The 25,193-nt window shown below is 46.6% G+C and carries 23 protein-coding genes; 1 reads left to right on the top strand and 22 read right to left on the bottom strand.

Features of this window, described 5'->3' with window-relative positions; translation table 11 throughout:
- Positions 1 to 23 precede the first annotated feature (23 nt).
- Positions 24 to 632, bottom strand: a complete 609-nt coding sequence (gene thpR, locus G3352_RS10680; RefSeq protein WP_163756322.1) for an RNA 2',3'-cyclic phosphodiesterase — start codon at positions 630 to 632, stop codon at positions 24 to 26.
- A 190-nt stretch (positions 633 to 822) separates the two neighbouring features.
- Here thpR and G3352_RS10675 point away from each other — a divergent pair, with 190 nt between their 5' ends.
- Positions 823 to 1,779 (top strand): D-2-hydroxyacid dehydrogenase, encoded by a 957-nt coding sequence (locus G3352_RS10675; RefSeq protein ID WP_163756320.1) that lies wholly within the window; start codon positions 823 to 825, stop codon positions 1,777 to 1,779.
- Between the two features lie 136 nt (positions 1,780 to 1,915).
- Here the strand turns inward: G3352_RS10675 and G3352_RS10670 are convergent, their stop codons facing one another.
- The 21 genes from G3352_RS10670 to G3352_RS10575 all read right to left on the bottom strand — a co-directional run bounded on the left by G3352_RS10670 (position 1,916) and on the right by G3352_RS10575 (position 25,153).
- Positions 1,916 to 2,890: a TRM11 family SAM-dependent methyltransferase gene (locus G3352_RS10670; RefSeq protein ID WP_240343018.1), complete on the bottom strand. Its 975-nt coding sequence runs from the start codon at positions 2,888 to 2,890 to the stop codon at positions 1,916 to 1,918.
- 44 nt (positions 2,891 to 2,934) lie between these two features.
- A complete protein-coding gene (locus G3352_RS10665; protein ID WP_163756318.1) occupies positions 2,935 to 4,647 on the bottom strand; it encodes a methyl-accepting chemotaxis protein in 1,713 nt (570 codons plus the stop codon).
- Positions 4,648 to 5,008: 361 nt separating this feature from the next.
- A complete protein-coding gene (locus G3352_RS10660) occupies positions 5,009 to 6,004 on the bottom strand; it encodes an MsnO8 family LLM class oxidoreductase (RefSeq protein WP_240343017.1) in 996 nt (331 codons plus the stop codon).
- 30 nt (positions 6,005 to 6,034) lie between these two features.
- On the bottom strand, positions 6,035 to 7,450 hold the full coding sequence (locus tag G3352_RS10655) for a deoxyguanosinetriphosphate triphosphohydrolase family protein (protein WP_064640144.1): 1,416 nt from the start codon (positions 7,448 to 7,450) through the stop codon (positions 6,035 to 6,037).
- Between the two features lie 586 nt (positions 7,451 to 8,036).
- On the bottom strand, positions 8,037 to 9,287 hold the full coding sequence (locus tag G3352_RS10650) for a hypothetical protein (RefSeq protein ID WP_163756316.1): 1,251 nt from the start codon (positions 9,285 to 9,287) through the stop codon (positions 8,037 to 8,039).
- 639 nt (positions 9,288 to 9,926) lie between these two features.
- Positions 9,927 to 11,807 carry a molecular chaperone HtpG gene (gene htpG, locus G3352_RS10645; RefSeq protein WP_063564526.1) on the bottom strand — a complete coding sequence of 627 codons (1,881 nt, stop codon included), beginning with the start codon at positions 11,805 to 11,807 and terminating at the stop codon, positions 9,927 to 9,929.
- An 883-nt stretch (positions 11,808 to 12,690) separates the two neighbouring features.
- Complete coding sequence (gene nikC, locus G3352_RS10640; protein WP_163756314.1) at positions 12,691 to 13,590, bottom strand: nickel transporter permease; 900 nt, start codon at positions 13,588 to 13,590, stop codon at positions 12,691 to 12,693.
- A gap of 253 nt (positions 13,591 to 13,843) precedes the next feature.
- A complete protein-coding gene (locus tag G3352_RS10635; protein ID WP_079695210.1) occupies positions 13,844 to 14,848 on the bottom strand; it encodes an ABC transporter permease in 1,005 nt (334 codons plus the stop codon).
- A 154-nt stretch (positions 14,849 to 15,002) separates the two neighbouring features.
- Complete coding sequence (locus G3352_RS10630) at positions 15,003 to 16,655, bottom strand: ABC transporter substrate-binding protein (RefSeq protein ID WP_076291570.1); 1,653 nt, start codon at positions 16,653 to 16,655, stop codon at positions 15,003 to 15,005.
- An 807-nt stretch (positions 16,656 to 17,462) separates the two neighbouring features.
- Complete coding sequence (locus G3352_RS10625) at positions 17,463 to 18,401, bottom strand: glycoside hydrolase family 25 protein (RefSeq protein ID WP_163756312.1); 939 nt, start codon at positions 18,399 to 18,401, stop codon at positions 17,463 to 17,465.
- 226 nt (positions 18,402 to 18,627) lie between these two features.
- Positions 18,628 to 18,861 carry a hypothetical protein gene (locus G3352_RS10620; RefSeq protein WP_205524812.1) on the bottom strand — a complete coding sequence of 78 codons (234 nt, stop codon included), beginning with the start codon at positions 18,859 to 18,861 and terminating at the stop codon, positions 18,628 to 18,630.
- An 18-nt stretch (positions 18,862 to 18,879) separates the two neighbouring features.
- A complete protein-coding gene (locus tag G3352_RS10615; RefSeq protein WP_163756307.1) occupies positions 18,880 to 19,377 on the bottom strand; it encodes a phage holin family protein in 498 nt (165 codons plus the stop codon).
- Between the two features lie 76 nt (positions 19,378 to 19,453).
- The gene (locus G3352_RS31425) at positions 19,454 to 19,585 is read right to left on the bottom strand and encodes a hypothetical protein (protein ID WP_275898420.1); all 132 of its coding nucleotides are present in this window, start codon (positions 19,583 to 19,585) and stop codon (positions 19,454 to 19,456) included.
- Between the two features lie 47 nt (positions 19,586 to 19,632).
- The gene (locus G3352_RS10610; protein ID WP_163756305.1) at positions 19,633 to 19,917 is read right to left on the bottom strand and encodes a hypothetical protein; all 285 of its coding nucleotides are present in this window, start codon (positions 19,915 to 19,917) and stop codon (positions 19,633 to 19,635) included.
- An 11-nt stretch (positions 19,918 to 19,928) separates the two neighbouring features.
- Positions 19,929 to 20,960, bottom strand: a complete 1,032-nt coding sequence (locus G3352_RS10605; protein ID WP_163756303.1) for a tail fiber protein — start codon at positions 20,958 to 20,960, stop codon at positions 19,929 to 19,931.
- Positions 20,960 to 21,532, bottom strand: a complete 573-nt coding sequence (locus tag G3352_RS10600; protein ID WP_205524811.1) for a YmfQ family protein — start codon at positions 21,530 to 21,532, stop codon at positions 20,960 to 20,962. The genes G3352_RS10605 and G3352_RS10600 overlap by 1 nt, the downstream gene beginning before the upstream one ends.
- A gap of 13 nt (positions 21,533 to 21,545) precedes the next feature.
- Complete coding sequence (locus tag G3352_RS10595) at positions 21,546 to 22,685, bottom strand: baseplate J/gp47 family protein (RefSeq protein ID WP_163756299.1); 1,140 nt, start codon at positions 22,683 to 22,685, stop codon at positions 21,546 to 21,548.
- A 4-nt stretch (positions 22,686 to 22,689) separates the two neighbouring features.
- Positions 22,690 to 23,145, bottom strand: a complete 456-nt coding sequence (locus G3352_RS10590; protein WP_163756297.1) for a DUF2634 domain-containing protein — start codon at positions 23,143 to 23,145, stop codon at positions 22,690 to 22,692.
- A complete protein-coding gene (locus tag G3352_RS10585) occupies positions 23,138 to 23,548 on the bottom strand; it encodes a hypothetical protein (RefSeq protein WP_163756295.1) in 411 nt (136 codons plus the stop codon). The genes G3352_RS10590 and G3352_RS10585 overlap by 8 nt, the downstream gene beginning before the upstream one ends.
- Positions 23,541 to 24,527, bottom strand: a complete 987-nt coding sequence (locus G3352_RS10580; RefSeq protein WP_163756293.1) for an XkdQ/YqbQ family protein — start codon at positions 24,525 to 24,527, stop codon at positions 23,541 to 23,543. Before G3352_RS10580 ends, G3352_RS10585 begins: the two co-directional genes overlap by 8 nt.
- The gene (locus G3352_RS10575) at positions 24,524 to 25,153 is read right to left on the bottom strand and encodes a LysM peptidoglycan-binding domain-containing protein (RefSeq protein ID WP_163756789.1); all 630 of its coding nucleotides are present in this window, start codon (positions 25,151 to 25,153) and stop codon (positions 24,524 to 24,526) included. Before G3352_RS10575 ends, G3352_RS10580 begins: the two co-directional genes overlap by 4 nt.
- Positions 25,154 to 25,193: the final 40 nt, after the last annotated feature.

The following is a 25,193-nucleotide window of genomic DNA, read 5'->3' as shown; positions in this document are numbered from 1 at the left end:
ATTTTATGTCATATCAATGAGTTTCAGGAAAAAGAAAACGTATCCACAACCTCATACATCGGCGCCTGACCTGGCTGTGTCACATAAAGCACAAAATCTTGGACCATCCAAGAATTAACACCTGAAAATTGTCCTGGAAGCACTCCAAATATTCCTTTATCTTCATTTCCTGGGTTCTGGCCCAGAAATTTACGCGCAATCGTAATATGAGGAGAATAAGGTCTTAATTCGGCCTCAAATCCAAGGGAAGAAGTTGCGCCCACGATCTGTTTTTGCAGAAGATGAAGTTGATCCATTTCTCCTTCAACACCTTTCCACAGCACCTTTGGTGCCTCTTCCAAACCGAACGTTCCCCATCCGGATAATTGCAGTTCAAAAGGCTGGAACCCAACCGTTACCGAACGCAGCGCTTTCCGCAGATGTCCAATGTCACTAACAAGGGTATCTCCCAGAAATTGCAATGTAATATGATAATCCCGGTAGTCCGTCCATTTGCGAAAATCAAGCTTTCCTTGCACCTGTTCCGCAGACATCCGAAGTAAATTCTGAATATGTGCAGGCACCCGGAGTGCAATAAATAATCGTTCCCGTCGGGATGGAAGATCCGTATGTGAATGTGAATAGTTATTCATGGTATACACCTCTTCTAAAGTTCGTTTTATTATTTCACAGTCGTCTCTATGGTTTCAAGCTGGTTAAGTATAGAGTGACACAATTTTTGGGATTTGCACATGAGGCTGTATTCCTGCCTTTTACGCACATCACCTTCTTTTCTGCTAAACTAATACCACAACTTATTTCAATTCAGGAGGCCACTAAACTATGGGTAAAATTGTATGTTTTCCATCATTGTCGACAAAGCAGCAGCAACGCATTCTGGATGCAGCACCAGGTTATACACTTACGGTTGGCAAAGCCAAAGAGATTGACACATCGGAGTTAAAAGAAGCCGAAATTATCTTAGGCTGGTCTCCTCTGGTAACCGAACATGCACTGAAAGAAAACAGCCCTTTGAAATGGGTTCAGGTCTGGTCCGCAGGTGTGGACAACCTTCCTTTCTCAGATTTGGAACAAAAAAGCATATTGCTAACCAGTGCTAATGGCGTACATGCCATTCCCATAACCGAAATTATTCTGGGCATGATGTTGTCCCACAGTCGCTGGCTCAGACAGGCAATGCTGCACCAGCAACAGGCGGAGTGGAAATCACCAAGCAAACCACTTCCGGAATTGCATGGCAAAACAGCGGTCATCGTCGGTGTGGGAGAGATTGGATCAGAAACCGCACGTATTCTCAAAGCGCTAGGCATGAACGTCATCGGGGTTCGGCGCTCCGGAAAAGACGTTCCAAATGTAGACCAAATGTACAATATGTCCGGCCTACACGAAGCTCTGGGGCAAGGCGATTACGTCATCAATATTTTGCCACTCACAGATGAAACGTATCATATCTATAATCAGTCTGCATTTAAGCATTTCAAATCCGGTTCCTGTTTCGTCAACGTGGGACGTGGCCCAAGCGTGAATACGGAAGCTCTGCTGGGTGCACTGGACAGTGGACAGGTTGCCTTTGCTGCACTTGATGTATTCGAGGAGGAACCGCTCCCCGCAGATCATCCACTATGGGGTAAGGATAACGTCTTGATTACTCCGCATATTGCAGGCAGTACAGAGCAATACACCGAGCGGGCACTTGATATTTTTGTTCAAAATTTGGAAGCATATATCGCCGGAAAAACCCTTCCGCTCAATCTGGTGAATTATAGTCATAAATACTAAAAATTCCAGATGTTCCTATGTGAAATTGTACAAATTCATGTAAGGTAGTTTCCCAACGATAATCAAAAACCTCCATACCGGAAAATGGATTTTTTCCGGTATGGAGGTTTTTTCTGTTATTTTCAGCGCAGTCGTTCTAAGTGCATAGCCAAATGTGACGTATAAACGTACCTTTGTTCACCGTTCGATAATGATCGATGTTCCATCCGGCATCCAGAATGTGCCCCTCCACCCTTTCGGTGGAAACAATCACTGCCCGTCCTGCAAGTCTCTTCAAACTCGTCAACATAGCAAGTTGTTCCTCATCCGGAAGAATAGAACAGAGATTATATGGCATGTCCAGAATGGCTGCATCGTAGAAACCTTCCAGATCATTCATATCCCCGAGGGTAATTCTGGTTGGATCATACCCATAATGAGGAAGATTAATGCGCGCACCCTGTACCGCCAAAGGGTTCAAATCATTTCCTTTGGCCTCAATTCCCATCGACAATGCCTCAATTACAACAGTTCCCATTCCGCAGCATGGATCGAGCAATTGATGTCCCTCCACTTGCGGAATAGCAATATTGACTAACGCTCTGGCTAACGTAACACCAAGGCCTGTGGAGTAATTCTGCGGCTTCTGATGATGGGTTTGCCACGAGCGATCAGCTTCAGTCCATTGACCGAAGAGCCATTTTCCATTCACATGCATTAGTCCAAAAGTCACGTCAGGCTGTTTCATCATAGCTTTGCCTTGAATGCACATACCCAGCTCTTTTTCCAACAGACGGGAATGCGCATAATCCGGCATGTCATCGCCATCTTTCAAGCAGACAACCTTGAACGTTTCACCAGATGACAGGTTGATTTGTGAAGCGGCAGATTTCAGACCTGCCACTGTATCCGCTTCGGCCATCACATCCAGTCTGCCCCGGACAAACGGACTTCTACCTGGTGGAATGCAAATATTGGAGCGAACATAAGCGTGATCTCCTGAACCAATATCTGTCCCAGGTACGAGCATCATTCCCAATTCCAATTCACATAGGGCACGTTCATTCTCATGGCAAGCGAAGGTATATACATAACTTCCGACAACTGAATCTTTGCTGTTTGTAGAGCTCAATATGGTAGCCGTCCTTCATGTTTCTTCTATTATAAGAAGAGGTTTTATATTTTTAATTTTTCAATGGAAGAAAGCAGATCTTCAGACAGGTCTTTCAAGGTTTGAATATTGCCGCTAATTGTTTCCATCGAACTCACCTGTTCCTCGGCCGATGCAGACACTTCCTCTACACTTGCTGCGGATTCCTCGGATACTGCCGAAATTTGTTGACTGAAATCATTCATGCGTCCGCTCGCTTCCTGCATGCCTTCCAGTCCATCCGTCATTGTACCAATGACCTGGACCATACCCTCTACCGACTCACTAATGGTACGGAACAGATTGCCGGAATTACGTACTTGCTGCTGCCCTCGTTCTGTTTCCAGTACACCTGTTCGCAATTCCTCAACAACACCCTGAGAATCCTTCTGAATATCCTCCGTGATGACGGTAATCTCTTCTACAGAAGTCCGAACGGCCTCAGACAACTTCCGCACTTCTGCTGCAACAACTGCAAATCCGCGTCCACTCTCTCCTGCACGGGCAGCTTCGATGGAAGCATTCAATGCGAGCAGGTTGGTCTGGCGCGCAATGTCATGAATGACTTGAACCAACTGCGATATATCTTCATTTTTGCGGTCCAGCTGTTCCATCTTGTTCATGGAAGACGAAACTGCACCTGCAATCTGTAGCATTTGGTTCACGGATTGCTCCATGGACTCGCGACCGGTCTGTCCTTGTTTCAGAATCAGGTCTGACATTAGCCGAAGCTGGTGCCCCTGCTCCGAATGTTGCTGAATGTTTGCATTCAGTCCCTCGACGGTACGGGCGGATTCCACAGCCGTTTCCGCCTGACTCTCTGCCGCTTTTGCCGACTCTTCCATCGTTATGGCAATTTGGCGACTGCCGATCTTAACCTCTTCAGAGGAAATGGCCAATTCACTGCTTTGGCGGTTGACGGCTTCAGCGATTCGTCTGACATTCAGTACCATGGAGGTCAGATTACCTTTCATGTCATTCACGGCTTTGGCAAGAACACCAACTTCGTCTTCATGTTTGGTATGTATGTCCTGGACATTCAATTGACCTTCCGCAATCAGTTTAACGGCACTGATCACCCGAAGCAGTGGTTTAACGACTTGTGAACGGATAATAGGGATCGCAATTGCTGTAATGATAATCATCACAAGAACACCAATGACGATAATGATTCGTCCATCTTGGACGGATCTGATCGTCTGAGCCGCAGAGAGATCGGACTGCTCCTGATTGTAATTCACTAGATAGTCCAGATGAACTTGCATGGCATCGAAGGAGGCTGCCCCTTTTTCGGATACTTCCTTAGCCAGTTGTTCCTGACCTTCATCACTCAGCTTGATGGATTGCGTGTTAATTTTGAGATACGCTTCCCACTTTGTCTTTAAAGCTTCCCAATGTTCTTTTTCTTCATCGGTCTTCTCCTGTTGATCATATATTTTAATAGCCTGAGCCGTTTCGCGAATGTATTTGGTGCGCTCTTCAGCAAGGTCCGCTTTGGCCCCTGCCTGTGCATCAAAGTGACGATAGCTCAATGACAAAATGTGTTCTGTTGTATAATTCAATCGGTTAATATGCTGGATGGAGGGCATCCAATTATTGGTGATCATATTCGTGTTTTTTTCCATCGAGTTCATTTGTGTAACAATCGTGACACTAAGAAGAATTAAACAGAGGATTAATAGATAGAACGCGATGCTGATACGCAGACCGATACTCTTGATCTTGAATCTGCTGAACATATGATTTCCCCCTTGTGCCCATCTTCGGCCACTTCCGTATTTTAGGTGCTTTTGTCGTTGTTTTACCCTTCTTTTGGCATCTTGCAAATTACTCTTTTCTTTATTATATCTATAGGAAAAGAGACGTAAAGTATTATAACATTCTTTTGTTTTAGTCATGCTTTAATTTGTAAAATCTTGTGATTATTTCACATCACCTGTTGAACAGAATCGAATGATGTAAAATTCAGACTAAAATGAAGCAAAAAAGAGCTGCAGCATACGGCTAATATCCGATCTGCAGCTCTTACGATTTGAATCCATGCAGATGGCGGTATGGAACCCGCCATTCTTTGTATCATAACGGCTAGCAGCCGCCCTCTTATGCGTTCAACAGCAACTTGTATGAAGCCAACCTTCTCTCGTAATCTGGTCCAGTTGTCACTACAAGCAGCCGATCCGTATTCAGCCTTTGGCACACCTGCTGCAACTGTTTCGAGACTTGTTCAGGTGTACCGGCATAATGCCGTTGTACCTCATTCTCATTGGCATCGGTCATGTCGTTGGTGCCGGTACTTGTGCTGACATGGTCAGACTGCGCTGAAACTTCTTTTCCGACGGTTCTGCGTCTCTCCGCCATTTCGCTACTCCAGGACAACGCCTCTTCCTGCGTCTCCGCGCACAGCACACTTAGAGCAACCATAACCTCCGGTTCTTTCCTATTGGCGCTGGGGGTAAAGCCCTCCCGATAACGCCGCACAGCTTCCGTACCATCCGCATCACTCATGAATTGTCCGAATACATACCCCATACCGAAGCGAGCGGCAAACTCAGCACTCTTCACGTTGGTACCCAACATCCATAAGGATAATGGAAGCTCCGGAATCGGGCGGGCCGTCACCGGATGTTCCTCATAAGTGTATCGATCTTCCAGTAGTTCGGTCAGTGCCGCGAGCGATTCAGGCAACTTGGACACATGCTGCAAGTAATTGCCACTCAAGGCCATCGTTGCATGGGGACCGCCCCCAGGAGCACGTCCCAAGCCTAACTCAATGCGCCCCGGGTAGAGCGCCGCCAACAGTCGGAACGACTCCGCTACCTTAAGCGGGCTATAGTGGGGTAATAGCACAGCACCGGATCCAAGCTGGATTGTATTCGTCCGCGCGCCAATATGGGCAAGCAACACTTCCGGTGATGCTGATGCAAGTTCGTCCATGTCATGGTGCTCAGACGTCCAGTACCTTGAATATCCCCATGCTTCAGCATGCTGCGCAAGTGTAACGGATTGTTGCAGCGCCTGCTCTGCTGTGGCGCCGTTCAACCTTGGAACAAGGTCAAGTACGCCCAGATTGTATTTTCCACTGATGTTCGCACCCAAGCGTCTCATCTCCCTTCGTCTCGCTTATCTCTAATCCAGATCGTAAATGGAACCGACCTTGAGGCCGTATAGTTCATTGTATATTTTCTCGGCAAAAGCATCCGTCATCCCGGCAATATAATCAATCACCATATGCTCCCAAGTCCAGATCGGATTCGCCTTCGCCTGATCCTTCTCATAACGTTGCAGCCAATCGGACGGAATTATAGATTTGGATGTTTCCGGGTCAAGAAAAGCATCCCACAGACGCTTGATCATCCATTCACTGCGCTTTTGCAACCTCTGCACACGCAGGTCACGAATCATGGTCACCCAGGCAAAGCTCTTAAGCACACTTACCGTACGCAGCATATCGAGATCCTCGGCGCCTTCACGGACAAACGTCACCTTTTTCCAGTCTCCGTTATCAATAACCCCCAGGCTAGCGACAAAAAGGCTGACCCAGTAAGCCTTGACCTCACGGCGGGTACGTGAGTAATCATGCTCGCAGAACGGCATCTTTTCATTCCAGATGCGCAGGAACGAAGCGAGGACTTCTTCAACTTTTTTGCCAATCGCTTCCCTTGTCCATCCGTTCCAGAACAGATCCTCCAGTGTCGTAATCTTATCCACAATCAATCGATTGATATGCGGATCTTGCAGGAAATGCTCGTGTACTTCGATTTTGCCTGCCTTGATGCCATCTTCCAGATCATGTGCGGAATACGCAATATCGTCGCAGAGGTCCATAAGCTGCGCTTCAAGCGTCTTTTTGCCAGCAGGAATGTTCCAACGATCGCGAATCTCGCGGATATACTGCCATTCATGATGATACATGCCTTTCTTGCTCTCCGTGCCAGGATACGGGTACTTATTGATGCCAAGCAGCACCGCATCCGACAGGTTCAGCCCATCGATATCTTCCCGTTTTTCCAAATACATAATGAGACGGAAGTTATGCGCGTTGCCTTCAAAGTGCTCATACTTCCGCTTGAGCTCTGCACGAATCTCCGGTTCCGGTTGAGGCGATTTGGCCCCGCGATTTTTCTTCATGATTTTCTTGACCTCTGTGTTGATGAGATCATCGAGGATGCCATCCAGCACTTCTTCCCCTTTATGCCCAAAAGGCGGGTGGCCGAAGTCATGCGCAATCGCGGCACACTCCACCACTTCCGAATCAATAATCAGTCCGGGGCTGTCCGCCTGGTTCAACTCCACCTCCGGGTAGCGACGCAGCAAACTTCTTGCCGCTTCTCGTGCAATCTGCGCCACTTCCAAGGAGTGGGTCAATCGTGTGCGATAATAATCGCCCGTTCCTGCACCAAACACCTGCGATTTGCCTTGCAGCCGACGAAAAGTCGGTGAATGTATCAGTCTGGAATAGTCACGCTCATAGGCTGCACGAGCTCCATCCAGTTTCGTTAGTTCAGGGTATTGTCTATGTTCTCTCAGATCGTTCCATTGCATGTTGATCACTCCTAGCCGACTGTCTCTATTTTGAGTGATTATACACATATTCTGCAGTTTCGAAAAGCAAAACCTGTCTGCGATTGTCATCTCTTCTCACATCAACTTGTGATGCACAGTCGTCTTCTCTTATTATACCCTGCCAGACTATCATCCGTGCACCTAAATGATAATGATCAAGAATGAAAATATAATTTACTCAAATTTTCTCAGCTCTAAAAATGGCTAAAATCGAAAGGCCAAACGATTTGGAAATACCCGCCTGAGAGCTTTCCCGATGTGAAGCGTAGCAAAAAGTTTAGAAAAACGAGATTGTTTGAACAAGGAGTGTTGTTGTTCATAGGGTTATACACCATTCTTTTTCATGGTTGCTCAAGACTTCCATGAACTAAAGTCAATAGGAGTAACTAAATTGAATTCTTACTTACGCCTTAAGGGTTTAAGTTAACATTCTAGGTACGAAAGTTGAGTTAAAGCACAACGTATTCCATTGATTAAATTCTCCTAAAAAAAATGTTCGGTAAAGTATCCCTCAAAGAATGAGAAATCTACTTTACCGAACATTTAATTCTAAGTCCCGACATACTCACATTACTTTTGATGATTGAAATTTTGCGAGTTTCAAGTTATGAAGAATTGTTGATTTTTTTTCTCTCGCTAGCTGATTGTAACTTATCCCTAAAAATAACCATGTAGTCAAGTAGGAAAATTCCGGGACGGATAACATTAAGGATACATAAATTATGAGCAAAGAAATTTTAAGACCATCATTAAAATAGTTTCTCTTTAATTTAAACATTGGATATAAGAAAAATATACTAAAGAAAATAAATCCAAAAATACCGCTATTAACCAATAATGTAGAGAAAAAATCCGTTGACCGAACATATCCAAATCCAACCCCGAACAACTTATTGAAAAATGGCATATGTGAAAAATATTCTAGATGTTTGAACATAGAAGAGGATCTTTGAATTCCAGAGTGAGAATCAATCTTATTAAATAGTAAGAATTCAAGAACAGATGCAACTCTTTTATAATTTAGGATAACTAAAATTGTGGAGAAATATATGAGTATTTGACAATATCTATCTCTTAAATGATAACGCAAAACTCTATACATGAAATAAATTAATATTCCTAAAAATGCGGTCGAAGAGGTAGATAAAATTAATGCTATTAGCATGGGAATGTGGAATAAAGGTTTCCGTAAATGTATTGCGAATATCCAGAGAGGTAATACAGTTAGCGCGAAAGCGCTTGGCTCTCCTGTTAGACTCTTCATTCTGAGTGTATCTATTCCAAAAGCATCAGTTCTCTGACTCATGCTCCCCAATCTAGGATTACCGTTAATATCTAAAGCAAATACTCTGTTACTTAAAAAGTCTCCAGTTGTTCCAAATAGTAAATAATAAATCCATTCGTAAAACCCATAAATAAGAAATATAGAAGTACCTATGAATATGTACTTATTCCACTCTTTCTTGTAAAAATACTTAGTGTAAAAGCAAATTATTGAAGCAGCAATAAGATAAATGGATTGAGTAAATAGGCTAGATCTTAAAAAAACATGGCCATTTTCGTTAACTAATATAACATTGTGCACGAAATTGTAGTCATATCCTCCATTCATTTTGAATAAGACAGTTAATTGTGCTAAACCGTTAAATAGCGTTAATACATAAACGAAAATAATTAAGTCTCTATAAAAATAATTGGTTACCTGTTTAACTTCCATATTGTTTTTGAATTTTAGACTAATAGCAAATAAAAGCACAAAAGCAACTGATAACAAGGAGAAAAGTAGCCCAGGCGTTGTTCCTGGATTTGAAGGCATTAAAACCCAAGAATTTATAGGTAAAACAATGGCCCATATTTTAAAATAATTATCAAAAGGTTTAGGTGGGGATAATGCTTTAATATACTTTCACCTCTCAAGATCGCTTTTGATACAAATTGTATCACGGAGAATAGTATGTATCAATACCAAAGGAATTTTTCGTGTATAAATAGTTTCATTCATTTTTTTTGATAATCACATCTGGAGGAACCATTATCTATAACAAATGACTTACCTACATAGACTCACTTTTTTATTATCAAGAATTGTAAAATTAGGTGCGACAGTTCCTCCATGAAAGTTCATATTCAGACAATTCAAATACATGAAATATTATTGCTTAATGTGCATTGGCGGCCGTTCCAGTTACAGATCGCCCTTTCGATCACAGTTGTCTCCAGAATCAATTCCATCCCCTTCACTACTTCCGCTGTTTCTTATTAACAAATCCTGATGCCTAAAATAAAAAAACCGACAGGGCGGAAATACCCTGTCGGAGTGGAGATGGTGGATGTAAGGATTAGGAGGTTGCAGATTTCAGAAAGAAATGAACCGTACCTTGAACCCTTACGTTGCGTAAAATGTTTTAACCCTGCTTCATTGTTACACCGTTATATCACTGCAGTATTGCGGATTTTAGACCATAACCTTGCAGATATCGTTGGTAAACTCTACCGGGTCTTGAATTGGCAGTCCTTCGATCAGCAATGCTTGATGATACAGCAAGCTTGTATAAAGGCTTAGTTTTTCTTTATCTTGTGCGAATGCGTCTTTCAGAGATTTGAAGACATCGTGATTTACGTTGATCTCCAGCACTTTATCTGCCTGTACATTTTCGCTGTTCGGCATAGCTTTCAGGATTTTCTCCATCTCAATCGTCAGTTCACCTTCAGTGGACAAACATACTGGGTGGCTTCTCAGGCGTTTGGAAGCTTTAACAGCTTTTACTTTGCCACCGAGCTGCGCTTGCATCGCTTCGAACAACTCTTTGTTGTCGTTGTCCTGTGCGTCTGTTTCTTCTTTGTCTGCACTGTCCTCGATACCCAGGTCACCGCTGGAGATGGATTTGAACTCTTTCTCTTTGTAGTTCGTGATCATCTTAATTGCAAACTCATCGATGTCGTCGGTGAAGTACAAGACTTCATAACCTTTGTCGAGTACACCCTCGATCTGTGGCAGCTTCTCAATCCGTTCAATGGATTCACCCGATGCGTAGTAGATGTACTTCTGATCTTCAGGCATTCTGGAAACGTACTCGTCCAGGCTAACCAGCTTTTTCTCCTTGGAAGAAGAGAACAAAAGCAGATCCTGCAGAGTGTCCTTGTTCACGCCATAGTCGCTGTATACACCATACTTCAGCTGACGGCCAAACGCTTGATAGAATTTCTCGTAATTCTCACGCTCGTCCTTGAGCAGGCTTTGCAGTTGGCTCTTGATCTTATTCTTGATGTTCTTCGCGATCAGACTGAGCTGACGGTCGTGTTGCAGCATTTCACGGGAAATATTCAGGGACAGATCTTCCGAATCCACCATCCCTTTTACAAATCCGAAGTAATCTGGCAGCAAATCACCGCATTTGTCCATGATCAATACACCGTTAGAGTACAGTTCCAAGCCTTTTTCATACTCTTTGGTATAATAATCAAATGGTGTGTTCTCCGGGATAAACAGGATTGCATTGTATACCACTGCGCCATCCGCGCTGATGTGCAAATGTTTGAGCGGTTTGTCAAAACCGTAGCGTTTTTCCATATAGAAGTTGTTGTAGTCTTCTTCGGTCAGTTCGCTTTTATTTTTACGCCAGATCGGCACCATGCTGTTCACGGTTTGCTCTTCTTTGTACTCTTCGAATTCGTTCTCTGTACCCTCTTTTGCACGCTGACCTGTCACATCCATCTTGATCGGGTAGCGAATGAAGTCAGAGTATTTCTTGATGATGGATCTCAGGCGATACTCTTCCAAAAATTCGTCATACGAATCTTCTTCGGTATTTTGTTTGATCGTCAGGACGATTTCCGTACCCACGGAATCTTTCTCAGCTGGAGAGATCGTGTACCCATCCGCGCCTTCGGATTCCCATTTCCATGCTTCATCGCTGCCCAGCGTTTTACTCGTTACCGTCAGCTTGTCCGCCACCATAAATGCGGAGTAGAAACCAACCCCGAATTGTCCGATGATGTTGTGGCCGTCTTTGGCTTCATTCTCTTTCTTGAACGCCAGTGAGCCGCTCTTCGCGATAACCCCCAGATTGTTCTCCAGCTCTTCCTGGGTCATCCCGATTCCTGTATCAGTGAGCGTAAGCGTACGGTTCTCTTTGTCGATGGTGAGCTTGATGTAGTAGTCCTCTTTGTTGAAGACGAGCGTGTCGTCCGTCAGTGCTTTGTAATATATTTTGTCAATGGCGTCACTGGAGTTGGAGATCAGTTCTCTCAGAAAGATTTCTCTTTGGGTGTAAATGGAGTTGATCATCATATCTAGCAAGCGTTTGGATTCAGCCTGGAATTCTTTTTTAGCCATGAATGGGTGTCTCCTTCCAAATTTGGATATAGAATGATTTGGTTGAATATAGAAAGTAAACCCTTTGAATACCCATGAAGATACTAGAAAAGACTTCAATCGCTTTGATCCCGAGATTATTTTGATTCACTCTATCGTTCATTTAAAATAAGTGCATGACGTTCTGCAATGTAGCCGTTCCGGTTACGAATCGTTTTTCGGATCGCTGTTATCTCCTAATTTTCTTGATCCCCCTTAGAAAGGGTAAAATTAGGCGATAAAGGCGAACGCTTCGCTTCCTCCAAATCGATTTCGTCCCCTCCACTACTTTTGCGTCTAATCAGGAACTGATTTTAAACATTGAGATTTTTATCAATTGAAAATCTAGTGATCATTCTTTCGCGTGCGAGGCCTTTTCTAGCTCATTCCACTCTCATGTCCTATTCAAGGTTAACTTAATCCATATTCAAAAACACAATCATTCCATATGTAGTCGTGTAGTAAATATCATTTATTAGCACTCTGATGATCGGAGTGCTAAACCCTTTCCTTTTATATAACATATGGGAAAATTGGGTGTCAATACGAAAGGGGTTATTTCAACAAAATCATCGAATAACACTTCTAGTTTTGCACATCTCTACCCATTTTAGCTCAATACATCATGCAACACAAAAGCCGCCCCGAACCAAAGTTCGAACCGGCTTGGAGACAGATTGTAATAAGTATGGTGGAAGAGTAGCTAGTATCACATCATTCCCATTTAATGTATTTCGAAGGGTGATCAACCTTGCTGTGTAGCAACAGGCGCACTGGTTGACTAGCTTGGGTAGGTGGTGGGTGATAATGGAAAATCCACGCTAAGGAATCTTACAGACGTTAATTAGTCCCTTTATGCAAACCTCTACTTTTTGGCCATCTTTGGATCAAGGGTGTCGCGCAGGCCGTCGCCCAACAAGTTGAAACCAAGCACGGTGAACATGATGGAAAGTCCGGGGAAAATAAGCGTCCACGGCGCTTTTTGCAGAAACTGGCGGGAATCGGACAGCATTTTGCCCCATTCCGGGTCAGGTGGTTGGGCCCCCATGCCGAGAAATCCAAGTGCAGCTGCTTCAATAATTGCTGTTCCAATCCCCAGTGTGCCTTGTACGATGAGCGGGGTGAGACTATTGGGCAAGATGTGCCGGAATAGAATTCGCATATTGCCAGCCCCCAGCGTACGCGCTGACGTAATGAATTCCTCCTGTCTCAAGCTAAGTACCCTTGAACGCACCAGTCGTCCGTAGGTCGGGATGTTCACGATTGCAATTGCGAGTAGTGCATTTTGCAAAGACGGACCGAGAATCGCCACAATGGCGATTGCCAGCAGGATAGCGGGAAAAGCAAGCAAGATGTCAAACAAACGTGAGATGAGCATGTCTGCCCACTTCCCATAATATCCAGCAATCAGACCAAGCAACGCGCCTGCAATAATAGAGCCGATAACAGAAAAGAAACCAACCCACAATGAAATTCGCGCTCCGTGCAGCACTCTGGAGAATACGTCACGCCCGAGATCGTCGGTACCAAACCAATGCTCTGCCGAAGGGGCTTGCAGACGATCTGCGAGTACCTGCTCTTTGTAATCATACGGTGCAATATACGGGGCAGCAAAGGCCAGCAGGATGAAAAAAACGATAATAATCAAGCCTGCCAGCGCAAGCCGATTTTTCCGAAACGTTCTCCAGGCTTCACGCCATGGACCTGATGTAGGTGCCGACGCGGCGTCAACGGATGCTCCAGTATTGGTCGATAATTTGGCCATGCGGCGTCTCCCTTCTTGGATATGAATGAAATACAAGATCAACGAGTTCTATTACACTCAAGCACTACGATTGCAGTATCATCTTCCGATCGCTGTTATCCCCAGATTTTATTGATCCACCTATTTAAAGGTGAAAATCCGGTGATAAATGCGAACGCTTCGCTTCTACAGATTGCTTCTGCACTCTTCGTGTCGTGTAATTTTTTAAAGATCTTATATTAAGTTCCATTCATCAACCCAAATGATGAATTTCCTATTTATAACTAATACGCGGATCGAATACGGCGTACAGCAAGTCCACAATCAGGTTGATCACTACGAAGAAAAATGCCACGATCAGAATGCCGCTCTGGATCACCGGATAGTCCCGCGAACTAATTGCTTCATATATATAGCGACCTACACCGGGCCACGCAAAGATCGTTTCGGTCAGTACGGCTCCACCCAGCAAAGATCCGGTCTGTATGCCGATGACGGTGAGCACGGGAATAAACGCATTTTTCAACGCATGCCCATATATGACAAAAAACGGGCCGAGTCCCTTCGCCTTTGCCGTTCTGATATAATCCGAACTCATCACTTCGAGCATGCTGGAACGCGTCATCCGGGCAATAACGGCCATTGGAATTGTTCCGAGAGCGATACTTGGCAGCAGCAAATGTTTCGTAACCGTCCACAACTGATCCCAACGTCCGGCAATCATCGTATCCAGCACATACAAGCCCGTAATGGCTTCAATGGGATCACGCGCATTCATCCTGCCGATGGATGGCAGCCAGTGCAGTTTATTCGCAAACAGCCACTGCTCCATGAGACCAAGCCAGAAGATCGGCATCGATACGCCCACCAATGCAATGACCATACAGCAGTAATCGAACCACGAGTTATGTTTCCACGCACTGACAATCCCAGCATTCACGCCAATGATGATCGCAAACAGCATACTCGCCATTGTTAATTCGAGGGTCGCTGTCAAATAGGGCACAATTTCCTGGGCAATGGGAACCTTGGTGCGGATGGATGTGCCCAGATCTCCCTTAAACAGGTCACCCAGATAAGCGAAATATTGTTGAAACCATGGTTTGTCCAGTCCGAGCTGGTCACGCAAAGCTTGCTTGGATTGTTCGGTTGCCTTTTGCCCGAGTATGGTCTCGGCCGGATCACCCGGAATGGCGTGGATAATGGAAAAGACGATCAGGGTCATGCCCAGCAGCACGGGCAGTAACACGAGTACACGTTTGACGATGTAACTGTTCACTCCTCATTCACCTGCCTTTAACGTATAAAAAGCGCTGGCAGACATGCATGCTTTAGATCGTTACATCCTGATGTGGGTTCTGCCAAGCATTACGTGTACGCCAGCGCTTTGAACTAATGGATCCTGATAATACTAAATTCAGCTCGTGTATAAGTTATTCAAAGTAGGCATTGGCATAGGATTCCGTACCCAATGGGGACGGCACGAAATCTTTCAGGTTCGCTTTACCAGCCAAAATAGGAGTGGTGTGCACAAGTGGAATCCATGGAGCATCTTCCTTAATAATCACCTGCGCTTGCTTGTACAGTTCCGCACGTTTGTCCTGATCCGTTTCTTTCTGCGCACTCGTCAGCAACGTATGCAATTCTTCGTTTACGTAGAAGCTGCGGTTGTTGCCCGGGATTGCATCCTTATCGAGCAGCGTGTACAGGAAGTTATCCGGGTCACCGTTATCACCGGTCCAGCCAAGCATGTAAATATCGTCTTTCTCCCCGGCTTTGGCATCATCCAGATACGTTGCCCACTCTGGTGATTCAATGTTGACGGTCACTCCGATTTTCTCAAAATCGGCCTGGATCGCTTCGGCAACCTTCTTGCCGTCAGGCATATACGGCCTGGATACCGGCATTGCATAGAATGTTACCGGGTCAGGCAATCCATCAGGATAGCCGGCTTCGGCAAGTAATGCTTTTGCTTTTTCCAGATCGTAAGCATAGTCCTCAATACTATCGTTATACCCCCAAAGCGTTGGCGGCATCGGGTTTACCGCTGGCTGCGCTTGTCCGGCAAAGAAAGCATCAATAATGCCCTGTTTGTTCACCGCGTGGTTGAGCGCTTGTCTTACTTTCACGTTATCAAACGGTTTTTTCTTAAAGTTGAAGCCAATGTATGAAACGTTAAATGGTGGACGCTCGATTTTTTGCAACTCGCTATTTCCTTCAAGGATGGACAGATCATCCGGATTTAGATCCTCCATAATATCAATCTCGCCGTTTTGCAGCGCATTGAAGCGAGCCGTGTTATCTGGAATGGAGCGCACAATCACTTTGTTCAGCTTCGGAAGTCCCTCTTTCCAATAATTTGGATTTTTCTCCAAGGTGATGGAGTCGTTCCGCTTCCACTCTTTGAATACAAACGGGCCTGTGCCTACTGGCTCGCTCTTGAAATTCTCCTTTTTCTCCTGAATTGCAGTTGGACTTGCAATGCCAAATGGCGTCATCGCAATGTTTTGCAGGAAAGGCGCTTGAGGCTGGTTTAGGGTGAACTCGACCGTTGTCTCGTCAATCGCCTTTACTTCCTTGATCACACGTCCGTCTTCCGGACCAAACATAGAGTCATAATAGTCGAAGGAATCTCCCTCGAATTTATATTCACTGGCCGGATCGCTCCATCGGTTGAAGTTGAACACTACAGCCTCTGCGTTGAAGTCAGTACCATCGTGGAATTTCACGCCGGACTTCAGCTTGAAGTCATACTTGAGTCCATCCGCCGAAATCTCCCAGCTCTCAGCCAGTCCCGGAACAACCTCGGTTCCACCTTCTTTGTAGTCCAGCAATGAGTCGAATACCTGATGTCCAATCTTCAGCGACTCCCCATCTGTAACGATTGCCGGGTCCAGCGCCACGGAATCTCCGCCGCGTCCCATAATCATCGTATCCTGTGCTGCCACTTCTGCCGGAGGCTCGCTACCTTCTGCCGGAGCGGGGGAATTGCCTGTACCCTCGTTACTAGCGCTGGAGCAACCTGACAGAATCAACACTGTGCTCATGGCCATTGCCATGACTCCGGATAACCACTTTTTTCTCATTCGCATACGTACAACACCCTTCCCTGTCTCATAATGTGTGTGATACTGGCGTGAAAAAACTCCAATGATTACAATCGATCGGTTTGGTGCCTTATATCATATGAAAGGCTTTAGAAGCCTTTGATACCTGTGATGGAGGTTTAGATAATTTTGAGGAGTATATATGAAATGTAAAACGGATGTAACCGTACACATTTTGTTAGTTTTTTCGGATGATATGACGAGTTGAAAATGCCTATGGTCGTTGCGTAATAATTGAACTTAGGTCAATAAGCAACAGCAGAATGGTACCAACTTGGTGGCGGCTTAAAAGGCTGATTTAGAGAGAACGGTGGTATTGTTTGGTATGGAGTTTGGCTTAAGGTTTGACTTGGAGTTAACGTCATGACTAAAGTGTAATTGGCAACGTCTAATGATGGTAATTAGCTGGAACAGAAAGTTGGTAAACAGTACATTTTAGTGGTTCTCAAGCAGGTTGGATTGGATTGTTTGTGAAATTGATCTAGAGATGTTGGATTTTACAACAGGGAGACATTACAATAACTTTTCATGTTAAAGTCTTGTCATGATGAGGAGGATTGTGTAAATAAACAGTGGTGAAAATCGATTTCGTGTAACTTACTTTACATCACATTCATCAATTAGACAAGAGATTTACGGACATAAGTCTTCAACTTTATTATATATGTTAATATCATTTACATAAAACACAAAAAAGGAACACTATTCGACAAAAAGCGTCGTGTGTCCCTTGTTGTGTTCCCTCTTTTAAAACCGGGTCCAACGTATATTATAAGTTAGATCAGCTTATTTTTTGAATAAACCTCTGCGGTACATGACCGTGATAAAACGGTAAAAATCATAACTCGCCCCACTATCGATGCTGAACAATGGATTTTGGGTGTCATATGCCAGTGCTGCGTCAACGGCAGCTTTTGCCCAGACTGGAACTTCCATCTGCTGGCGCGCCTGCAGTTTATCGACCTGGGATTTGAGCGCATCAAACGCTGCTTTCTCTTCGGCTGTCATAGGTTCGCCCCCTTTCGGTGGTTCGGTTGGATTCGTAGGATTGGTCGGTTCGGATGGCTCTGGCGGTTTTGGTGTTGCTGTTGCATATCTTGCTTTCAATTCCGCTGCCGATCCTTGGAACTCGTTCATATCCACGTTGCCGCTGATCCCGTTCACCTTGCCCGAGTCCGTATACTGCCAGAATATCCAACGTTTCCAGGCAGGCTGGTCATCCGGTACACGCGTGTTGCTGTAACGCGCAATCCATAGATCATATGAGCTCATCGAAGGTTCAAAATTGCCAGCAAATGAATTGCCCGTGTATATGATCGGTTTCACACCCGTGAGACGTTGCAATTCCGTTAAAAAAGCCTTGGCTACCGTGTTGATCTGAGCTTTGCTCAGGTTACCCGGATTGTTCTCGTAGTCCATGACAGGAGGTAATTGCAGCGCCTTGGCGCCTCCAACTTTGTTAAGTGTACTGGCGTATTGTGCCGCTTCTGCCTTGGCACCCTCGGTAGTCGTTGCGCGGAAAAAGTGGTACGTCCCTACCAGCATGCCAGCCGCCAATGCGCCGCTTACATTTTTCTGAAAATTCGGATCGGTATACGTCTGCCCTTCAGTGGCCTTGATGAACACAAAAGTCATACCGCTTGCCTTCACTTTGGCCCAATCGATCGTGCCCTGATACCGGGAGACGTCAATGCCCTGCGTGTTGCCCGAGCTTCTCGTTTGCATGTTTCTCACACCCTTTATGCGGCAAATTGCCGTTTGTATATAGTTAATGCTTGGGGGTCAGGGGTTGCTTGTGTGCGTGTCCTGATCTTTGGTTAAAGCTACATTCGGATCGCTATGGGTTATGTGGGTTTTGCTATTTTGGTAAGATTGGGTGTTACTTGGTCAATCTGCTTCGTATTCTATGTCGGTGCTATTTAACTTCTATTGATAGTCTATTGGGTTTCCATCAACTCACTAAGGAAAAATACCGAGTCGGTACGTGACCGTTCCAGATACGGATCGTTCTTCCGATCGCTGTTGTCTCCAAATTTCCTTGATTCATTTTCTTAAAGGTTAGAAATTCGGAGACAAAGGCGACCGCTACCGCTTCTTCAGAATCGATTCCGTCTCCTTCACTACTTGTAGCTAATGGATCGGACAATCGATTCGATATTGCTCTCTCTCTTGCTACTGGGCACATTTGAATGAATGCTAAGTCTTACTTCGTTTCATCTCTGGTCTGTTGATCAGCGTCCTCATGATCTGACTGTACAAAAGATTCTCTGGAATCAGGAGTATAGTTACCCGGAATACCCCCGTCTCCTCCCTTACCCTTGAGTACTTCAATAGCCTGCCGGATCGCAGGCGGAATTGGTGCGCCCAGCTTGCCCCCATTTTCAATAATGGATAACAACTCATTCGCGATATAAAAAAAGGCGACCGCATCCCTGAACAAATGTCCGTCTCCCAGAACACCGTCCACCAGATGAGCCACCGATACCATTGCAAAAATAAATACCTTTCGGGCGATGCCGAACATGCCAACATTACTCTCCAGTTTGCCGCCCATCCCCGCGGCTGCGATGCCAGTTAGATAGTCGAGGATGACGAATACGAGAAGTACACCGAGCACTCCTGACCAGCCTCCGAAGAAGTATGTTGCTGAGCTGGTTAGGAGGGCAAGTAGCCATTTCCATAGGGTGTCCCATCGTTCCATGGTTTCACCTCCTTTGGTTTTTAAATACCAGCTGCTCCAGAGGGCATAAAAATAGCGCACCACTTGGGTACGCTGGTTACTCAGTAATCAAAAATTCAAGTCCGCTATCTGTAAGGATCTCTTTAACGTCTGGTTTCAGTGTAGTGGGTACCGCTTTGTACTCGGTTTTACCCAAGGTTACACGCTGCGCGAAGAACATAGCCATCATGTCTGTGTCACCTCCTTTCAGGAATAACCATGTGATTAAACGCCGGATCATGTGTATACCTTGGTTGCCATTTCAGCGATTACATCCTCTACAAAATCCGCGCGTTCAGACAAGGCACTGCTTTGAGCTTTAAGGAGTGTGCTTTCTTGCTTCAGTGTTTCAAACTCTTCTTTAGGTATATTCACATACACAACAGGCGGAGATGGTTTAGTATCTGAAAATATCAAGAAGTTCCCATCAAGTAAAACCTGATCTTCAATCAGAAATTTATCTTTATACTTATCTAGAATACGCTGGCGTTCTTCTTGATCTACATACTGGTGTTTAAACATGTCCTAACCTCCTATAGTGCTTGACCACTGAATGCAATTGCTGATCTGACATAGATATCTTTCATGGTCATTGCCATACTTCCGAAATTGTTTTGACCCATGAAATCAATCACCTGACCAGCCACCACATCCAAGTCAGCGGTATATATAATAGCCGACTGGTCCGAACTAGTTACTCTTTCGGTCGAAATCGGAACACCACCAGAATAGAGATTGCTTCTGTACCTAACGGACGATACCCCACCAGCAGTTTGAAGTGTATAGGATATCCGGTATTTACCAGCATGGGCAAAGGTCAATCTGTAAAATGTTGTCCATACATCGGTTGCTGGCCACTTAATCATATTCGTACCTGTGAAGCTGAATAGTGGTGTGTCTCCCGGTGCAATTCCTGGGGCGACTGTACCGACCTTCCCGAAAATCGTTACACCTTGCTTTATGTTTTCTGGCACCAGGTTTGTGTCACCCAGGACGGTGATGGCGCTGCTGTAATACCCGGCAGCCTTCGTTTGGTTCGCTGTCCCAGGTGTAACGGACCCACCCGCACCCCGGTTCGCCATTGTTCCAGTCAATCCATTCGCTGAAGCGTTACTAAATGTTAATCCAGACAACACTTGCGCCGCCATGGCATTGCCTGTAGCGCGGATCACTCCGGCCATTTTGGGAATGAGTTGCGCCCATGTCTCTGATGTGGATGCCGTTACACCTATGGAGTTGAGAGCGGCAACCACATTATTCTTTTGCTCAACTCCAAGCAGCTTTGCCGATAGAGCTTCACTGATTGCAGCCTTTACTGCCTTGGGAGTAGCAGCCATATTTTCCGCACTGCTATCTAGTGCACTCGACAACTGCACCTTCCCTTTCTGCGTCAATGAAGCATCAGGAATATCCATCTTGCTTACCGCTTCACGAAGCGTATCCAAATCCGCCTGCGTCGCAACACCTGCATCAATCTTTTCAAAAATTCCATTAATACTCTCCCGGGATACATTCTCATTCCCCAAGGGCAGAGGTAATTTCAGTCGATTCGTTTCTTTTGGCATTATGCCCACACCTCCAGTTCATTCCACGTCAGGGACGCGGCGTCCAGTTCATCCCAGGTCATCTGTTTACTGTCCAAGTCGTCCCACACCAGATAGCGATACTCATATTCCACGGCCATATGGGCCGGTTTTAATTCATCAATTGCTCGTTTGAGATCATCGATATTGGGCGGAATGCCCATCGTATCCACAAAGCTCACCGTAAAGCTCCATTCCTCCGGCTGAAACGTGACATCCACCTTCCCTCCGGCATACGCCTCAGCCACATTTGCAACCAGCCTGCCTGAAAATTTCCCGGCACCGCGCAGCTTCGACTCGACCACGGCACGTCGCTGGTCCACGGGTTTGAGACGGTCCGTCTCAATGCCGAGCTCCTGCTCCCAGAACTCCAGTCCCCACGTTGCCGTACGGACAAAAAACTGATCCAATGTCTCATCCAGCGCCTGATACAGCAGATCCATCTCGGTCCCTTTGGTCTGCATATCTGACTGCATGACATGCGAAGTTTCATAGTAATTTGGCAGATACGAGAACAGCTCTTTCCCCTTCGGGCTTGTGATTTTAGAAGTCATAAACCCCGGCAGACTACTCATGCACATCCACCGTCCCCAGCACCGCCACCTGACTCGCTTTCATCTCGATATTCTGGTCGCTCACACCGTTCACGGTCAGCTCCGAATAGTCGATAATCGGCGGAATGTCCAGTAGGATTGCGGCAATACGGGTGTAGCGCACAAGCGGATCGGCAAAAGCCAACTGTTTCAGATACGCAGTCACCCCGCGTTCGATCAATGCCTGCACATCGACGAGTGTCGCATCACTTGCCAGCGTCAGCTTCACCTGAATGTTCATCGGCACTTCCTCTGCCGGCATGACCGACACCACCGGGCCTGCCGGTGCAACGCCTTCACCCTGTCCATCCTGCGTTGGGTCCACGTATTTCTGCACAGCTGCCACCAGATCGCTACCCGCCGCACGTTTGTCCGTATCCAGCAAATACAATCCCACCGTGCCCGGACCTTGCCATAACGGAATAACCCGCGCTGCACCAACACCGGGTACCTCACTGGCCCACTGCACATACTGTGCTTTGTTACCGCTTGTCCCTTGGTTGCGGACCTTGGCATAAAATCGTTCCAGCAGCGCCGTATCTGCCTCGATATCCGCACCGCCTTTGATCACCTCAACGTTGGTAACGGAAGTAACGCCACTCACAGGTGTAGACAGCACGGTCACGGTGCCCGCAGGCACATTACTTTCTTTTCCAGCAACGAGCGCCCGCACACCAACACTACCCAGACCATCTTCTCCCAACTCCACACGACCAACCGTTTCATACTCGAGCGAAGCTTCACCGGAGATTTCATCCGCCAAAGTAGCCACAACTGTACCCGCAGGAATCACCTTGCCCGGCGTACCCACGAATCTAACCGTACCTTGTGCCGCCACCGCAGCCCGTCGCGTAAGCCCATGCTCCCCCGCCCGCAGATCCAGCTCTTCCGAACGGAAATTCGAATCGCTGCTCGCCACAGTACTCGCAAACCCGCGCCGCAGTAATTCCTTCGCCCACAAAGCCGCCTCAGACAGCATAAACGCAACCGGAGCCTCCGCATCCCACAGAAAAGATCCTTCCGACTTATCCAGATCCGCGGGCAGACGATCCAGCATGCGCTGCATAATCTGTTCCTCCGTCTGGTCCTCCAAATAACGCGGAATCTCAGCCATCCCGTCAGATCACCTCACTTTCCAAAATAAACATCTCTTCCTGCACACTCGCCACCCTGCACGAGAACATGCACTGCTCCCGATTCCAATCGAACGTAAATTGGTCCACCGAATCCGTGCGTGGATCAGCCAGCAGCGTCTCCGTAACCATCCGGGCGATCTCACTTTCCATCACACCCCGGCTGTCCCCCTGACCAACCAACTCATCCAGCTCCGAGCCATAGTTTCGAGAATAGATCACATGTCTGTAACGTGGCGTTTTCACGGACTTAATGCACCACTGCACCCAGGCTTCATGTGCATCCGCCTCAGTTACTTTGCCACTTGGGGTCAGCACAAAATCCCCTGCATCGTAATCGAATCGCCAGCTCCGCCCAAAGCGCACCTCTTCCGAAGCTGCCCCCGACAGATCCTCCTCATCTCCCCAGACCACACCCGTTTCCGGGAACAAACTAGGCATGCGCACTCACCACCTTACACAGCACCACAATGTCGTTACCGCCATTCACCCGCATCGCCAGTACGCGATCTCCCGCTTTTAATCCCTTACCAAGAGACCACACTGCTTCTTCCACTTCCTCTTTTTGCAAAAGAAACCGTCCCGTGCCCGTCGTTCCGCCGTTTGCCACGTCAGGTATACCGGAAATCGAACCAGCAGCCTCGCGCTCCGGCAACCCAAGCGTGCCCGGTAACTCGGCCACGAGATAGTCCTGCACTTCGTGCTTGAAATCATCCAGCTTCACGCCAGATGAAGTCATCGTACCCAACACCGCGCCAAGGCCACTCACAGCCTGACGGGTTTGTGTGCTCATCGCACCCCGCATGACCTCCGCAAAATGCCCGTACGGATCTTCTTTATTCAAGATAAACCCTCCTTTTCACCATCTCGACCGTACCGAGCTCCAATGTCATCGTTCCAGGTCCAGCGGACAGATCACGACTAACCGACATGACGATCAGTTTCAGCCCTTTGAGCAGCACCGCGTCTCCGGCACGAATCGTATTCACATCTGGTGCAGATACGGTAAAGGTCTCCTGAATACCCGTCAGACGGTTTTTCGCCAGTTTCTTGGCGGCCGTTGCTGTTTTCACCTGATCGTCCTCGATCAGCTTTTGCAGCGTGCCTAGTTCGGCTACACCCTCCTGCTCAATTGCCAGCACCTTGGAAGGAACCTCTTTGCCGCTGCTGGACTCCGAGGCCGCCATTACTTTAACTTTGGTGACCGCGCCTTCGAGCGTACGCATCTGGGTCAGATCGATCAGCCGGTCCAATTCGTGCACCTTCGCATTACTGCCTACCTTGACCAGCTGCAATCCGCCCGGCGTCATCCGCGGATGATACATATCCCCACCGGATTTCACCGTTTCCTTCAGATCGGCAAACATCATCGAAAAAATCGTCTGCGACCGATACACCGCTTTGCTCAGCTTCGTTTTGGTATCCGGCAGCGCGGCGTATGGAATTTTCCATTCCTTGGCGTACGTTTTGAGTCGCTGCGTGGCAGTCTGGTCTTTCGGCAGCAGGAACTCGTCCTCTGATTTTTCCAGATAAATCATCCGGTCGTAGACGGTCAGGGACAGTCGCTTGGTGCCGCTGTTTGAGCTTTCCACTTCCCAGATGACCGCAGGGTGCAGCAAGTGAACCATTGATTTTTCGCCAAAAGGAATCCCGCTGATCCGCACCACCATACCCGGTAATATCGCAGGCAGACCTGAAGACGCAGACACCGCCAGCCGGATGTTAGCCTGATAGGCAATCTGGTCGAGCGAGTCCTTCAACGTAATCGTCTCCACCAGCTTGGTGATGTCATATTTGTCGTCGACAATGACCTTGTAGGTCATGGCATCACCAGCTTTTGTCCCGGCTTGATCCGGTTGGGATCACTGCCGATGGTCTTCACATTGAGCTTGTAAATCTCGTTCCATTTGGAACTGCTGCCCAGCTCAAGCTTTGCTATTTTGGACAGGGAATCGCCAGATTTGACGGTGTAGGTCTTGCTGCTCGTTTTCAGATCAGTACGGGAACCAGACTTGCTTGCAGATGTTGCACCGCCAACCTTCTCCACTTTGGAATCCCGCCACGTTCGCAGCGTAATGTCAAAATAAATATCCCCGCTTTCACCGCCTCGGAAGGTCGTATTGTGCGAGATCAAATACACGGGCACGTTCACCCCCGTGTTGGTAATGATGAAGCGCAGCGGCTTTTTCGATACCAGAAACGTATTCAGCATATTCATCGCTACACGTGGATCAGGCAAAGGCTCGTACATGCAATAGGACACATCATATTCTTTTGGAAAAAAAGAAGAGAAGGTGATCTCCTTCACCTTCTCCCCCTGCGCAAAATCAAATTCGCCATACTCCAGCATATTAATCGTTTCGTATCCCTTGGATCGGGAGATCGTCAGTTCTTCCGGTTTCACCGGAAATTGAAACTTCGTTTTCCCATCGATCAGGGTGAATTCCATTTTGATACCTTCCACGTTATCTTCAAATACAGTCATGACA

It is taken from the genome of Paenibacillus sp. ALJ109b, from assembly GCF_010747435.1.
GTDB classification, from domain to species: Bacteria; Bacillota; Bacilli; order Paenibacillales; family Paenibacillaceae; genus Paenibacillus; species Paenibacillus taichungensis.
The sequence above is the reverse complement of the archived record's forward strand: the minus strand, read 5'-3'. Positions and strand labels throughout refer to the sequence as shown.

Excerpts from the sequence above, each read along its gene's own strand:
- G3352_RS10675 (WP_163756320.1), top strand. The coding sequence starts at position 823 with ATGGGTAAAATTGTATGTTTTCCATCATTGTCGACAAAGCAGCAGCAA.
- G3352_RS10605 (WP_163756303.1), bottom strand. The coding sequence starts at position 20,960 with ATGCCAAAAGAAACGAATCGACTGAAATTACCTCTGCCCTTGGGGAAT.
- G3352_RS10655 (WP_064640144.1), bottom strand. The coding sequence starts at position 7,450 with ATGCAATGGAACGATCTGAGAGAACATAGACAATACCCTGAACTAACG.
- G3352_RS10665 (WP_163756318.1), bottom strand. The coding sequence starts at position 4,647 with ATGTTCAGCAGATTCAAGATCAAGAGTATCGGTCTGCGTATCAGCATC.
- G3352_RS10625 (WP_163756312.1), bottom strand. The coding sequence starts at position 18,401 with ATGCAAACGAGAAGCTCGGGCAACACGCAGGGCATTGACGTCTCCCGG.
- thpR (WP_163756322.1), bottom strand. The coding sequence starts at position 632 with ATGAATAACTATTCACATTCACATACGGATCTTCCATCCCGACGGGAA.
- G3352_RS10610 (WP_163756305.1), bottom strand. The coding sequence starts at position 19,917 with ATGTTTAAACACCAGTATGTAGATCAAGAAGAACGCCAGCGTATTCTA.
- G3352_RS10615 (WP_163756307.1), bottom strand. The coding sequence starts at position 19,377 with ATGGAACGATGGGACACCCTATGGAAATGGCTACTTGCCCTCCTAACC.
- G3352_RS10580 (WP_163756293.1), bottom strand. The coding sequence starts at position 24,527 with ATGACCTACAAGGTCATTGTCGACGACAAATATGACATCACCAAGCTG.
- G3352_RS10595 (WP_163756299.1), bottom strand. The coding sequence starts at position 22,685 with ATGGCTGAGATTCCGCGTTATTTGGAGGACCAGACGGAGGAACAGATT.
- G3352_RS10590 (WP_163756297.1), bottom strand. The coding sequence starts at position 23,145 with ATGCCTAGTTTGTTCCCGGAAACGGGTGTGGTCTGGGGAGATGAGGAG.
- G3352_RS10575 (WP_163756789.1), bottom strand. The coding sequence starts at position 25,153 with ATGGAATTCACCCTGATCGATGGGAAAACGAAGTTTCAATTTCCGGTG.
- G3352_RS31425 (WP_275898420.1), bottom strand. The coding sequence starts at position 19,585 with ATGATGGCTATGTTCTTCGCGCAGCGTGTAACCTTGGGTAAAACCGAG.
- G3352_RS10630 (WP_076291570.1), bottom strand. The coding sequence starts at position 16,655 with ATGAGAAAAAAGTGGTTATCCGGAGTCATGGCAATGGCCATGAGCACA.
- G3352_RS10600 (WP_205524811.1), bottom strand. The coding sequence starts at position 21,532 with ATGACTTCTAAAATCACAAGCCCGAAGGGGAAAGAGCTGTTCTCGTAT.
- G3352_RS10650 (WP_163756316.1), bottom strand. The coding sequence starts at position 9,287 with ATGCCTTCAAATCCAGGAACAACGCCTGGGCTACTTTTCTCCTTGTTA.
- G3352_RS10620 (WP_205524812.1), bottom strand. The coding sequence starts at position 18,861 with ATGTGCCCAGTAGCAAGAGAGAGAGCAATATCGAATCGATTGTCCGAT.
- htpG (WP_063564526.1), bottom strand. The coding sequence starts at position 11,807 with ATGGCTAAAAAAGAATTCCAGGCTGAATCCAAACGCTTGCTAGATATG.
- nikC (WP_163756314.1), bottom strand. The coding sequence starts at position 13,590 with ATGGCCAAATTATCGACCAATACTGGAGCATCCGTTGACGCCGCGTCG.